This is a genomic window from Pseudoalteromonas sp. OOF1S-7 (genome assembly GCF_022347765.1).
Classification (GTDB): Bacteria; Pseudomonadota; Gammaproteobacteria; order Enterobacterales; family Alteromonadaceae; genus Pseudoalteromonas.
Map to the genome: position 1 here is coordinate 517487 of NZ_JAKRFZ010000002.1, position 13872 is coordinate 531358.

The 13872-nt window shown below is 46.1% G+C and carries 8 protein-coding genes; 5 read left to right on the top strand and 3 right to left on the bottom strand.

Annotation, left to right across the window (positions count from 1 at the left end; translation table 11 throughout):
- Positions 1–9 precede the first annotated feature (9 nt).
- Positions 10–1248 (bottom strand): hypothetical protein, encoded by a 1239-nt coding sequence (locus tag MHN33_RS04885; protein WP_239396523.1) that lies wholly within the window; start codon positions 1246–1248, stop codon positions 10–12.
- An 88-nt stretch (positions 1249–1336) separates the two neighbouring features.
- Positions 1337–2065 carry a hypothetical protein gene (locus MHN33_RS04890; RefSeq protein ID WP_239396525.1) on the bottom strand — a complete coding sequence of 243 codons (729 nt, stop codon included), beginning with the start codon at positions 2063–2065 and terminating at the stop codon, positions 1337–1339.
- A 456-nt stretch (positions 2066–2521) separates the two neighbouring features.
- Between MHN33_RS04890 and MHN33_RS04895 the strand changes: the two genes are divergently transcribed.
- The 5 genes from MHN33_RS04895 to MHN33_RS04915 all read left to right on the top strand — a co-directional run bounded on the left by MHN33_RS04895 (position 2522) and on the right by MHN33_RS04915 (position 11330).
- Positions 2522–6625, top strand: coding sequence for a TOMM system kinase/cyclase fusion protein (locus MHN33_RS04895; RefSeq protein WP_239396527.1), 4104 nt, complete (start codon positions 2522–2524; stop codon positions 6623–6625).
- Position 6626: 1 nt separating this feature from the next.
- A complete protein-coding gene (locus tag MHN33_RS04900; protein WP_239396529.1) occupies positions 6627–7352 on the top strand; it encodes a hypothetical protein in 726 nt (241 codons plus the stop codon).
- Positions 7353–7416: 64 nt separating this feature from the next.
- A complete protein-coding gene (locus tag MHN33_RS04905; protein WP_239396531.1) occupies positions 7417–8565 on the top strand; it encodes an amidohydrolase family protein in 1149 nt (382 codons plus the stop codon).
- The gene (locus MHN33_RS04910) at positions 8558–9310 is read left to right on the top strand and encodes a phytanoyl-CoA dioxygenase family protein (RefSeq protein WP_239396533.1); all 753 of its coding nucleotides are present in this window, start codon (positions 8558–8560) and stop codon (positions 9308–9310) included. The genes MHN33_RS04905 and MHN33_RS04910 overlap by 8 nt, the downstream gene beginning before the upstream one ends.
- Positions 9311–10094: 784 nt before the next feature.
- Positions 10095–11330 carry a YcaO-like family protein gene (locus MHN33_RS04915; RefSeq protein WP_239396535.1) on the top strand — a complete coding sequence of 412 codons (1236 nt, stop codon included), beginning with the start codon at positions 10095–10097 and terminating at the stop codon, positions 11328–11330.
- A gap of 268 nt (positions 11331–11598) precedes the next feature.
- On the opposite strand, the gene MHN33_RS04920 is transcribed toward MHN33_RS04915, so the two are convergent.
- Positions 11599–13782, bottom strand: coding sequence for an OsmC domain/YcaO domain-containing protein (locus MHN33_RS04920; RefSeq protein ID WP_239396545.1), 2184 nt, complete (start codon positions 13780–13782; stop codon positions 11599–11601).
- Between the last annotated feature and the right edge of the window lie 90 nt (positions 13783–13872).

The following is a 13872-nucleotide window of genomic DNA, read 5'->3' on the forward strand; positions in this document are numbered from 1 at the left end:
CCAGCCTCCTTACACTTTTGTAGGCACAAAGCCCGGCAAGCCGCTGAGCTGATAATAAAACTGTACTGTGTCGCCGCTATTGGCAACAAAATGAGTGTGTTCTACGTCTTGAGGCCGGGTATCAACATAAAAGGTCATATCCGGTCTGGGGTGAGTAATGCCCGAGTCATACTGATCAACTTGTTCTTCTGCAAAAGTAGTAATGTGAGCATAAATGGCAAGAATGCGCTTGCTCATATCATGCACATCAGTCGGCAAAATTATCTGATTCGCGGGAATAACTTTAGCCTCATCAGCTAGCGTTATTTCTTCCATTTTCAATAAGCTGGACTTATCAATATGCAGCAGCTCGCCAAGCTCAACACGGTCGTCAAGCGCAGCCCGGTGGCGATTTTTTGAATGACTATATTCAGCCTGTTTCCATTGCTGATTAAACTCTGTTTCACCAAGTACCATCATGCCGCGAATAGAAACCGATTGAGGGATCATCCAACCGTCTATCGTCAAGTATTTCACTAGATGCCGGGCAATGCTCAGCTGGCCCTCTTTAGTAAAGCCATGCTGCATAGCTTCGAGCACCAGTAAATCTATACTTTCCTTGGGCTCATAAGTAGTCGCATCTTGTTCAGTGATTTCACTGATATAGTCTTGTAAGTTCAGATCACTCACCAATTGGCGTAGCGACTGTACAGCACCTGGCTGTAGGTCTACCAGAATGACCTGTAACTGCTTTTCGTCAAAATATTGATGCTGCTTGTAGTAACTCAGCAAGGGCAATAATAAAGGCGCAAATGGCCCACATGCAGGATACAAAATAGTCAGTTTTTCTTTTCGACTGGCCATAGCCCGCACAGCCTTGTCTATTCCCTTAACATAACCCTGGATCCGATAGATGTCTTTGATTGTATGACGACAATTAAGTGGTGACATGATCAGGCCAGTCGCTGAGATGTATTGCCGAGTCAGCAGCTCCTCACTCAGTTCTGCCATGGCCATAGACTGGACAGCATGTTCATACATAGCCTCGAATGCTGCCGTCAATTGAGCATGTTGAACCGGTTCAGTACTAAGCACTAAAGTCATCGCGTCTACAAAGCTCTGAGTAAGCGCTTGTTGCCTTTGTGTAGTGGTAAGTTTAGCCTTAAGTAAAGACTCTAGTTGATTTCGAACTGAATACTTTAATAACTGATCGATCTGCGGATCTGCATAGTCGGTCAATGTTGCATCGTGCACTTGATGTTTTTCCATAGGCGTTACCTAACTGGGTTTGTCCCTGACAACAAGAAGCAGCACTGAGCCGTGTTGTTCAGCGCTGCGTCAGCTTTCACGTTTGAGTTTAGTTGAGCGCCAATAATTTGCGAACTTCTTTACTAAAAATCCATTTTCTGTCGCCCAGCTGACCACCGCTGACTACGATTTGCTGTGTGCCGTCGAGCGCTCTATAGTTAGGCCTTTTTCCGAGTCGCGCCTGGCCGTAGGTGTACAAGAAAGCACCATTACTATCAAACACTTTGATGCTGGATGTGCCCATTTCCAGAATATGCACATGACCAAATGCATCCAGCGTAATGCTTTTTGGCCCATTTAATTGGGCAGCCAGATCGATACCAAATTCACCAATCTGGCTGAGTTTTTCACCGTAAAAACTCGCTACAGTAATGTGGTGATGACCACGTTTAATTAGGTAAAGTAGTTGTTGTGAAGGCTCAACGGCAAAATCACTGAGTACGCCAAACCCGTCTGGCAGAGTTATTGCACTTTGCTGATTGCCATCAACGTCGAACACTGCAATCTCTTTGCTCATTTCAAAATAGACATACAGTAAATCACCGTAGCGCCTGGCAACCGATGCTTTGAGTGTTAACGCAACCTGTTCGCCACTTGGCGCTTGAACGGATATTTTTGGTGCTGTAAGGCCCAGTTTGTCCAATGTACTGGCATCAACACGCTGAGTACCTTGTTCAGAAAATGTAAATGTACTGGTGTTAGCAGCGAATGCACCGATGGGCAGTACACCACTGGCACACAAGAGAGAGCCTGATTTAAGAAAAGTACGACGTTCCATCTATATATACCTTTAACAGCCAAAAAACTGGGGGATTATTACAAACTACTGAATAATTGGATATTACACGATATTACACGACACGCGAGACCTACCAATTTAGTATTGAAACTTGTTATAAATATAGGAATTTAGCACTTACTCACCGTAATTTATTCCAATCCCCAGTCAGAAGCATTTGACCCTCTATTGATAATCGGTAAAGATTACCGGCCAAGAAATACAGCATACTTCGGACTAATCAGTAACGATTGAAATTGTTGAAATTTACTCATGTGGTGGGATAAGTTGCCGATAATCAATACGACCTTCATCTTAGTGAAACCTGTCTGATGTCAAATAAAACGATGCTAATGGCAAGGATGTTGAAAAAACATTGTAATAATCGTAATTCTTAACAATAATTTAGAGCTTAGGTTCGAGCCCTGTTAACAAATTAGATAAAAATAAAAGACTATGCCACTAACTCAATTTTCTGATCCTTACATTCAGGATCGCTTTCAGTCGACGCAATATGAGCTCATTCACAAGATAGGCGAAGGCGGTTTTGGTAAGGTTTACAAAGCAAAGAATAAAAACACCGACCAGCTAGTGGCAATCAAGTTTCTGGCACTTGAGCCACATCTGGACGAAGCCAAAAAACACCGTTACATTGAGCGATTTAAACGTGAAACCTCGCTCAGCAGTCAGCTGCAGCACCCGCATATTGTTCGCCTGCTGGATAAAGGCCAGGTAGACGAAAACCTGCTGTATGGCGTGTTTGAATATGTGGAAGGCCAGTCACTGCGCGAGCACCTCATCCAGGAAGGTGCGTTAGACGCAGTAGACGCCACCGACATTATGTTGCAGGTACTGGATGCCCTGATCCATGCACACCAAAAAGGCATAGTCCATCGGGATATTAAACCTGCCAACATCATGCTGACCCAGGCTGGCGCAAAAACCTACGCCAAGATCCTCGACTTTGGTATCGGCACGCTCAGCCAGGAAAGCCGCCATCAGGACTTTGCCACGCTGACACTCACCCAGGAAACTCTGGGTACACCTTCGTACAGTGCCCCCGAGCAGTTACGTGGTGAACCGGCCTCTGCCAAAACCGATATCTATGTATGGGGTCTGGTATTTTTAGAATGTCTGACCGGCTTACCAGCCGTTACCGGCTCCAGTATTGCCTCGATTTATCACAAGCAATTGAGCGATGTTCATATTCCGCTGCCCAGCGCCTTGCTTGGCCACCCGCTGTCGGGATTATTGCGCCGTGTGCTACAAAAGAATGCCACAGAGCGGGTGATCACGGGGGAAGAGGCCTTCAGTGAACTTAACTCCATGAATGTGTCGAACCTGGTGGGCGTACTGGCAGATGTCCAGGCGCAACATGGTTACGACGATGCCACTGTGGTCCTGCGCACCGACGACCCTAATCACCCCGGCCAGCAGGATTACACCACGCTGACAGAGCGCAAACAGATCACCGTTATGGCACTGCGCCTCAGCGCTAAAATGCTCGATGAAAACACCAAAGACTTAGATGTCATCGACACCCTGTTTAAGTCGCAGCGCAACACCTGTATTGATATTGCCACCCGCTTTGGTGCGTATCATGTAGGCAATCTGGCCGATACTGCGCTGTTCTACTTTGGTTACCCCGTTGCCAGCGACAACGACACCCGGCTGAGCGCACGTACCGCACTGGATGTGATCAGTGAACTGGGCAAGCGTAATGCACTGATGCAGGAAGCCCACGGCGTGCAGCTCAATGCCCATATTGGCCTGCATTCGGGCATTTTTGTCACCTACGCCAATGCCGTGCCAGAGGGCCACATTGCCAACACAGCCATGCAGCTGGCTCGCATGGCAGGTGAACGTCAGATTTTGTGTACCGCAGAATCCCGCGCCATCCTTGAGCCTTACAGTGAGTTCGATTATTTCGACAATATGCAGCTGGGTATGGCGTTTGAACAACAGGCCATTTATAACCTCAAGGGCGAAAAACGTGTAGAAGCCTTTGGCTTTATGCGTGGTACACGCCATCATCACAAGCTGATTGGCCGCCAGAGCGAACTGGACAAAACCCTGTCTATTATCAATAACGAACAACAAACCACCCGGGTTGCCCATATTTACGGTGAAGCCGGCATTGGTAAGTCTCGGTTATTGCAAGAAATTCGCGCCAACGCCGGTAAATACCAGCACCTGGTTGCCCAGTGTTTGCCCGAGCACCAGAACAACGCGCTCTACCCTATTCTGACGCTGGTGCGTTACCTGTTTAATACCAGCAATCTCAGCAATACAGAGGTCATAGACCTGTTTGTATCGCTGCTTAATGAACAAGACAGCACACTCAACACCGAGACTATTTTGCCAATCCTGCTGGTGTGGCTGAATATTGAGTTGCCCGAAGACATGCAGCCATCGTCACTGGCGCCGGACGCACAAAAAGAATTGCTGTTCAAAGGCCTGAGTGCCCTGCTGCTGTCGCACAAATTCAGCCTCAGCAACCACAAGCTGTACATCATTGAAGACATTCACTGGGCAGATTCCACCACTTTGGAGTTTATCCACCACTTTGCAGCCAACCTGAGCGATGGTAGCGTGCTGATCAGCACCTCGCGCCAGCCTAAGCCAGACAGCCTGCACGACCTGACATTGCTGGAGCTGGAGCTACACAAGCTCACCGCCAAAGCAACCGAAGACTTCATCGAGCAACTGTTCGAAGGCAAAGCCGTCTCGAAAAACGTACGCGATATCCTGGTTAGCCGCACCGATGGCATCCCGCTGTTTATCGAAGAGCTGGTCGATATGCTGAAACAAAAAGCACTCGTCAGCGAGCAAAGCGGCGAAGTCAACTTCGTCAGCCCGGATAAACTCGATCAGGTCCCCAGCAGCCTGCGCGAATCACTACAGCAAAAACTCGACAGCCTGGTACACGCCAAAGAAACCGCACAGCTCGCCGCCACCATAGGCCGCGAATTCGAATACGACCTGCTCGTCGCCGCGTCATCACTCAGCGAAGATCAGATCCAAAACGACCTGAATGAACTGATCGAGAAAGACCTCATCATTCAACAACGCCGGGTTGAAAGTGACAGTTATATCTTTAAACACGCGCTGGTGAGAGATGCGGCTTATGGGAGTATGAACCCAAAAGACAAGGTCAGGAATCACGGAAGAATTGGAGACACCCTCAGCATTGAATATGCTAATTCTAATTTCGATGAACCGCTAGTCATATCTAATCATTACTACAATGCAGATAAAATTGATAACGCAGTATCATTTCGCACCAAAGCAATTAATAAGCAAGTGAGAAGTTCGGCTCACTCATCAGCAATTGTGATAGGTGACGAAGCTCTCAGCTGGCTTGAAAACTACAAAGAGCACAAAGGCTCTATGTTGAATGAACTAGACCTCCACAAAGCCATGCTACCTTCTATCATGACTCTGTTTGGCTATGGTGCAGAAAGAGTTTTAAGTTGGGGTAATCGGGTTGCCGAAATTGTTCAAAGTCCTTGGCTCGACGACAAACAGCAAGACTCTCTCTTCGACATGTACAAGAAAAGTCAATGGACTCTATTCATGTCGGCACATTATGCTTCGCACAGGAGCAAAGCTCGTGCTTTAGGGGAAAGTTTACTTGAAGCTGTAAGAGAAAAAGGGAATAGACAAGATATTATCGTAGTGCTCGTCCACGTAGCTCAAGCATACAATATCGACGGCGACCTTTTATCTGCTAGTGAACTATATGAAGAGGCACTAGAGCTATACAATGATGAACAAGACGCCGCACTCGCTCTTGAGTACGGAATGAACATTAAGGTTCAAATTTTATCTCTCGCATCATATAACTACCTCCATTTAGGGTTACTGAGAAAAGCTAAATATTGTGCTTATGAATCTGCACGTTATGCAGAGGACCTAAACTCCATTGGAGAGATAGTATTTGCAAATATTTTTGTAGCCCTCTATCACATTTTCCTGAAACAACACGATAAAGTTGTCGATAATTGGTCTCGTTTTCAGGAGCTATATGGTGCTCAAGCAAGGGGGAATGTGTTTCATTTACACTTCCTTGAGTGCTACAGCTATTCATCTGCCAAAGACACGAGAATGGCGCGTGAGGCGCTGAACAAACAAATTGAAACGGGACAAACTTTTGCTGCAGGGTACTACGTAACACACCTAGCAGAAGCATATATAGAAGAAGGCGGTTTGAGTGAAGCGCTTGACTTAATGACTTCATCTTTCGAACGCTGTGAACGCCAAGGAGAGCTTTCAGTGATGCCATTTATTAAAAAAACGCTAGCTGAGTGTATGTACCTGGAACAAGGGAGTGCTAACGAGAAAATTATCTCCTTGTTACATTCTTCAATAGATGCAGCTAAAGGCCAAAGCGCAAAGTTTTTTGAACTCGAAAGCCGTCTATATTTGTACTCTCTAAAGCAGGATAGAGAAAATTTTGAGCTACTAAGAGAAAACTATCACTGGTTTGTGAACAACGAGCAACTAGAAGATAGCCCTGTTTTCACCAAACTTTCTAGACTATTAAACGAGGAAAACTAAAATGTCTGACAATTTTCATAAACTAGGTACAAGATATGGCTTTGGTAGCCATGTAGAGGAGTCCGAGCCAACTCCTGTAGATAATGTATTAGCAATTAGTGCATGGCACTCCGCCCTGAGCCGGATGATCGCATATACTTGGAAAAACTGGGACAATGATCAAGAGCTAGATTATATCGTAAAGTTCCCTGAGTATTACTTAGCAAAATTTGGCTTTTTCCCACAAATCCCAGCCTATCAAACTAAGGTTCGATTTGTAATTCGTAAAGGCGACTCTGTCACTTTCACACATGGTGACCGAAATGCTGGAGGAACTATATCAGCAACAGTTGCTGGTGAGCCGGAAACTCAGCAGATTGTAGAACAATTACAACCGTGCCCAGATTACATATCAAATAATCCTGATTTTCAAACTAGTAGTAACATAGAATCTGTAACAAGCATTTGTGGTGATTGCGAACAGCCACCTTCAGATGAAGAAATCAAAAATAAGCTCATTGAAATGCTTGGACTTGACGGCCACACTGACGGCTCTGATCTTCCACCGCTGCACAATGGATGGCAATTCAAAGATATGAGCGAATTAACGGGCTGCTTCATTGTTACCATTCCACCAAAACCAGACTTATCACACATAGATAACGAATCACAAAAGTCAATGGTTGAATCACAAGCTATAAGCGACTTCATGGATATTTGTAGAAGCCAGCCATTTACCTCGTGCTAATTACGCATCAAAATACGGAGAAGCAGCTACTGCTGCTTCTCGTTTAACCCAAAAGAAGGCCCATATGACACTCATAGACTGTGACAGGCATGTAATGGAGCCACTACATTTGTGGCAAGACTATGTCCATCCAGAGGTTTTTAAAGAGTACCCCGTGTATTTTCGAAATGAAAGTTCACCTGAGAAAACAGCTCTAGATAGTATTCAAAATGCCGAAAAAGCAGCAAAACTCCCTCCAACATATTATATCGGTGACCATCCAATTCTGAATAACTGGGGGGCAGACATACAGCAGGAAACCGCCAAAAGGCCAAGAAATACTGAAGACCGAAAGCTTGCCAGCAGTGGTATGGGTCAACTACAAAGCATGCTTAACGACGGTGTAGACCGTGCAGTTATATTCCCTACCTTTACAGGCTATATAGTAAACCATCAGGCATTGCCCGCACCTGTATCGATAGAGTATGCTAACGCTTACAACAAGTGGATTCTTAATTACTGCGCAATGAATTACGAGAAAATGATTCCTGCCGCAGTGGTGAGTAGACACGACCCGCGCACCCTTGTAAACCAGTTGAAAACTATATTAAAGCAAGGTTTTAGTACAGTAACCCTGAGACCTGAACCCATCATGGGATTGCACCTAGGCAGCGAAGAGTACGAGCCTTTTTGGCAATTATGTGAACAAAACGACATCACTATTGCGTTCCATGGTGGTACTCATTTACATGGCCCTACCGTAGGAGCAGATCGATTTAATTCTCGTTTCAGCTTACATGCCTGTTCACATGCCTTAGAAGCACAACTCGCTTTTCTGAGTTTACTGGAAGGTGGTGTGCTAGAGAAATATAAAAAACTAAAATTCGTCTTTCTAGAAGCCGGCGCCGCTTGGGTCCCTTACTGGCTGTGGAGGCTAGACAACATTTGTTATGAAGAGTTTCCTGAATTAATCAAAGATAAGTTGCCAAATAAACCATCATATTATTTCAAACAAAACTGCTGGGTGAGTATTGAACCTCAGGAGCCTTGCTTGAACGAAGTTGTTAAGCTCATAGGAAGTGATAAACTACTATTTGGTTCTGATTTCCCACACCCTGATCATGAAGGGGTAAACACAGAGTGTATATATCAAGAAACATCTCTAAGCAAAGAAATTGTTAATCAAATCCTAGAAGTAAACCCACTAAAATGCTTTGGAAGTTTCCGTGGATAATTGCTCTACATTGGGTTTTGCTATTTTCGATAGCCAAATCATTAACCATACACTCCTTGACTCAGCCCACCAACAAATTGGTCGCATAATTAATGGACACAGCGATACTGGGCAGTCACATTGGGGCCTTGTAAACGGCATCGACAATAACTCGTTGACCAGAATTGCTCAGCCTCATTTTTGTAGCCAGGCGTTTTATCAGCTCTTAACTGAAAGCGACATAGGACCTTTGATCGCTGACGTTTTGAAATGCCGCAAGTTAAAGGTTTGGGGCAGCCAGCTTTATATTAAGCCACCAGGTCACTCTCCTTCACTCAACGTTGGCTGGCACCGAGATTCTCAGCATATGCCCTTTTTTAAATCAGGCGTTGCAACTTTGTGGATCCCATTTTCTGCGACCTCTTTGGATACGGGCTGTTTGAAATATATTGGCGGTTCACAAAACACAAAAGAGTACGTTCAGCCTTTGGGAGGTCAGGAGCTTAATCTGAGAGCAGAAACTCAACGCCTTTCACATTTTTCAACTGGAAAATACTCAGAAACACCTGTAGAAGTTCCTCTCGGAGGTTTCTCTTTACATCATTGGGATCTAATTCATGGCAGTGATGCAAATACCAGTGATAAAGCTCGAATCGCTTTATCCGTTGGCGTGTATACAGAAGATTTATGTGTAGACAGAAGCACTCCTGACTATGGGTATAGTGACATACTAAATAACCCTCGCCTTTGCCCATCATTAATATAAGAGAAAAAGACTAATGAGCAGTTTTATAATGTGGAACCCTAAGTTTACCGTCATCACGGACAAACAAGGGAATGTATTTCTAACACATTACAGTCAAAATTATGTCTTGGAACGCAATCGGTTTCCACTTTTTCAGTACATTGATGGTAAGCACACGATCCAAGAGATTGCTCTTAAATCTAACGACCCACAAGAATCAGCCTTGTTCTATTATTATATTGATAACCTGATCCAAGCAGGGCTTGTAATATCACTGCAAGGACCAGAGGAAGTATGGGAACAGGACATAGAGTGCTCCGAGGTTGCTCTTATTGAAAACCGTGATATCAGGAAAACCGACTTATCTGGTTGTAATTTAGTTATAACAAAAGATATTCTAGAACTATCGGCACAAACGTTTCAGGCACATAATAAATGCCTGGTTATAGTCGAAGACTTCTTCAATCTGCTTGTTATTAGCCCGCCCTTAAAATCAGCAAGTGATTTTGAGTATTATGTAAAACTCAGGGCCAATAACCTGCCCATGAATTCCTATTTTTTAAAAAACTCTGATAATGCAACAACACGGTACTATCGCAAATCAAGCAACTTTATTGACAAGGCACTCGCGCTAGTTGTGTCCAAACAGCTGCTGTCCTCTGATCAAGTATGCATCGTGTCTGATGACTTAAAGATAGATACTTTTCCATTTAGCTCCTGCCATAAGAATGCAAAGCAATGGTCAACAAAAATTGCACTAGAAAACTGCCCGATAGTTTTTGGTCGTGATGGCGGCTCGAGAAGCATGAAACCAGAACTAACAAACAGCAAAATCTCTCCCTATATCAACCGATGCATTGGCCTAATTAATGAGCTTTCAACTCTGAGTAATTCAAAAGCAATAAAAATATACCGTAGCGCATTTTTCAAATGCCCGAACAAAAGCTTACCAACGCTCAATGTCGATGAGTTCAATCAAACCTGCCTTGGCAAAGGCGTCACGCACGAGCAATCCAAAGCCAGTGCTCTGTGTGAAGCAATAGAACGCAAGAACGCTCAGTATATTGGCGATGAGCCAAGTCAGGTGGTGCAGGCTCAACAACTTGATGCCCGTAGTTATGATTTTGCACAGCTGTTGCCCTACAGCGAGCAGCAATACGCCCGTTTCTCAGACCCCGCTGATTCTGAATCTCAGCGTAAACAAGCTGCGTTGCCTTATACTGGGGAAGCCGTCAATTGGACTGCACTTTGGTCACTCACTCGCGATGAAAAGGTTTACGTGCCTACCGTTTGCTGCTTTGCCAATACGCCGTTTGAGGAAGACCGCTTTGGCAAATGGCACTCCAATGGTTGTGCCGCTGGTAATAACCTGGAAGAAGCCATTTTACAGGCTTTATTTGAGTTGCTTGAGCGTGATGCAACTGCTATCTGGTGGTACAACCGCTTACCGCGCCCGCAATTTGAGTTAAGTGGTCTGGACCCGGATTATCTGGCACCGCTGCATGAAGCCATCACCGCTGAACACGACTATTGGGTGCTGGACCTCACTGTGGATACCGGCGTGCCTGTAATGGCAGCGATTGGTCGTAACAAAACAACCCAGGGGTATGTATTTGGATTTGGCTGTCATTTAAAACCAGAAATGGCGGCGCAACGTGCGCTCACTGAGTTATGCCAGCTTATTCCTATCCGGGACCAAAATGGTGCACCGTTTGATTTTGATGCCATTACAGATGACAGCTTACTTTTGCCAGACGACCAGGCACCAAGGGCAAGTTATAAGCTGACTCAGAGCGGCGATCTGAAAGATGACATTCTGGCCATAGTTGAACAATTACACAGCCTGGATATGGAAACACTGGCACTGGATTATTCCCGCTCGCCTATTCCGCTGAGTACGGCTAAAGTCTTTGTACCCGGACTGTGCCACATCTGGCCACAACTAGGTAATCCAAGGTTGTACCATACACCGGTTAAACTGGGTTGGCTGGATAAAGCATTGACGGAGAAGACGATTAGTCAGCAGGGGTTGTATATTTAATTACGTAGGCCCTGGTGAATGGGAATAACCCAAATTGAAACACCCACTCGCCACTGAAAAGATACCGGCTCAAGGCCGGTATGACTTTATACAGGGAGCATAATTGAATCGAAAAAGGAGCCTGTTTGTAGCGAGAATACTCAGTTTACATAGCGCCAGAGCCTCGGTTCGACGTTCATCACCCGCCCCAAATTCTGCGCTCCACACACATTGCACAACCAAAGCCCGCTGGTAATTAACCTGCGGGCTTTAATAACAACTTAGCGATTTACCCCTTGGCAAATTTAGCGCGTGCGGCGTGGAGCTTTTTGTAGCTGTCGATTAAGCGCAGGTGCTTGTCCAGGCCTTCCAGTTGCATGTTGGTTGATGTCAGGCCGTAGAACTTCACGTCGCCGTTGATTGAGCCGATCACTGCATCCATGACTTCTTTGCCGAACATGCGGGTAAAGCTGTGGATGTAGTCTTCAATTTCCAGCTCTTCATCCAGTGCCACTTCCAGCGTCGCGTGCATTGCCTGGTAGAACAAGCCGCGTTCAACGGTGTTGTCGTTGTATTGCAGGAAGGTTTCGACCAGCTCAATAGCGGCTTCAATGTCGCCCAGCGCCAGATAGATGAGGATCTTCAGCTCTAAGATGGTCAGCTGGCCCCAAACCGTATTTTCATCGAACTCTACGCCGATCAGGGTGATGATGTCGGTGTAGTTATCAAGCTGGCTTTCTTCCAGGCGATTAACCAAATCGGCCAGTGCTTCATCTTCCAGCGAATGTATGTTCAGAATGTCTTCGCGGTATTGCAGGGCTTTGTTGGTGTTATCCCAGATTAGGTCTTCTGCCGGGTAAACCTCTGAGTAACCAGGTACCAGAATACGGCACGCTGTGCCCATATCGGTAAACTCAGCGATATAAGCTTCTTTACCTAAGTCTTTCAAAATGGCGAACAGTTTGTCGCACTCTTCTTCGTTGGTACCCGTGAAGTCCCACTCCACAAACTCATAATCGTGCTTGGCACTGAAGAAGCGCCAGGAGATCACACCGGTAGAATCAATAAAGTGCTCAACAAAGTTCTCCGGCTCAGACACTGCCATGCTGTTAAAGGTTGGCTTAGGTACGTCGTTCAGGCCTTCGAAGCTGCGGCCCTGCAACAGCTCGGTCAGGCTGCGCTCCAGCGCGACTTCCAGGCTTGGGTGCGCACCAAAAGAAGCAAACACACCGCCGGTTTTCGGGTTCATCAGGGTCACACACATGACCGGGAACTGGCCGCCCAGGGAGGCGTCTTTTACCACAACCGGGAAGCCCTGCTCTTCAAGCCCCTTAATACCCGCCACAATGCCCGGGAATTTAGCCAGTACGTCTTCAGGTACGTCCGGCAGCACAATTTCCTGTTCTATGATCTGCTTTTTCACCGCACGCTCAAAGATCTCAGACAAACACTGAACTTTGGCTTCAAACAGGTTGTTACCCGCGCTCATGCCGTTACTCAGGAACAGGTTTTCAATCAGGTTGGACGGGAAGTAAACCGTTTCACCATCGCTGTGACGGGTGTAAGGAATAGAGCAAATCCCACGCTCCACGTTGCCCGAGTTAGTGTCTATCAGGTTTGAGCCACGCAGCTCGCCTTCCGGATCGTAGATTTCGCGCGTGTAGCCGTCGAGGATCTCGCTTGGCAGTTCGTCGTTGTCGCCCGGTTTAAACCACTTTTCATTGGGGTAATGCACAAACTCAGCGTTGGCAATTTCATCACCGAAGAACTGATCGTTATAGAAAAAGTTACAGTTCAGGCGCTCAATAAACTCGCCCAGTGCTGAGCACAGCGCGCTTTCTTTAGTTGCACCTTTACCATTGGTAAAACACATCGGTGATGCGGCATCACGAATATGTAAAGACCAGACGTTAGGCACAATGTTACGCCACGACGCCACTTCGATTTTCATGCCCAGGTCCGACAGGATACCGGTCATGTTGGCGATGGTCTGCTCCAGCGGCAAGTCTTTACCCAGAATGAAAGTGCTGGCATCTGAATCGGTGTTTACCATCAGCATAGCCTGTGCATCGTCATCCAGGCTCTCTACCGCTTCAACCTGAAATTCAGGACCGGTCTGGATCACTTTTTTCACAGTACAGCGGTCAATAGAGCGCAATATGCCCTGACGGTCTTTTTCAGAAATGCTCTCTGGCAGCTCAACCTGAATTTTAAAGATCTGATTATAGCGGTTTTCGGGGTCAACAATGTTGTTTTGCGCCACGCGAATGCCGTCGGTCGGAATGTCGCGCGCGTTGCAATACACTTTCACAAAGTAAGCCGCACACAGCGCTGATGAGGCCAGAAAATAGTCGAACGGGCTGGGCGCCGAGCCATCGCCTTTGTAGCGAATAGGCTGATCGGCAATGACAGAAAAATCATCGAATCTGGCGTCAATTCGAAGATTATCGAGATAATTTACTTTGATTTCCATGGGGGAAGGTTCCGGTGTATTGCAATCGAAAACCCCTATTGTACTTGAGGTTGCAAGGCGGTGCCAATGCTGATGGCACAAATCTATAAA

Coding starts and splice junctions, on each gene's coding strand:
- MHN33_RS04905 (WP_239396531.1), top strand. CDS start 7,417: ATGACACTCATAGACTGTGACAGGCATGTAATGGAGCCACTACATTTG.
- MHN33_RS04915 (WP_239396535.1), top strand. CDS start 10,095: ATGAAACCAGAACTAACAAACAGCAAAATCTCTCCCTATATCAACCGA.
- MHN33_RS04890 (WP_239396525.1), bottom strand. CDS start 2,065: ATGGAACGTCGTACTTTTCTTAAATCAGGCTCTCTCTTGTGTGCCAGT.
- MHN33_RS04885 (WP_239396523.1), bottom strand. CDS start 1,248: ATGGAAAAACATCAAGTGCACGATGCAACATTGACCGACTATGCAGAT.
- MHN33_RS04920 (WP_239396545.1), bottom strand. CDS start 13,782: ATGGAAATCAAAGTAAATTATCTCGATAATCTTCGAATTGACGCCAGA.
- MHN33_RS04900 (WP_239396529.1), top strand. CDS start 6,627: ATGTCTGACAATTTTCATAAACTAGGTACAAGATATGGCTTTGGTAGC.
- MHN33_RS04895 (WP_239396527.1), top strand. CDS start 2,522: ATGCCACTAACTCAATTTTCTGATCCTTACATTCAGGATCGCTTTCAG.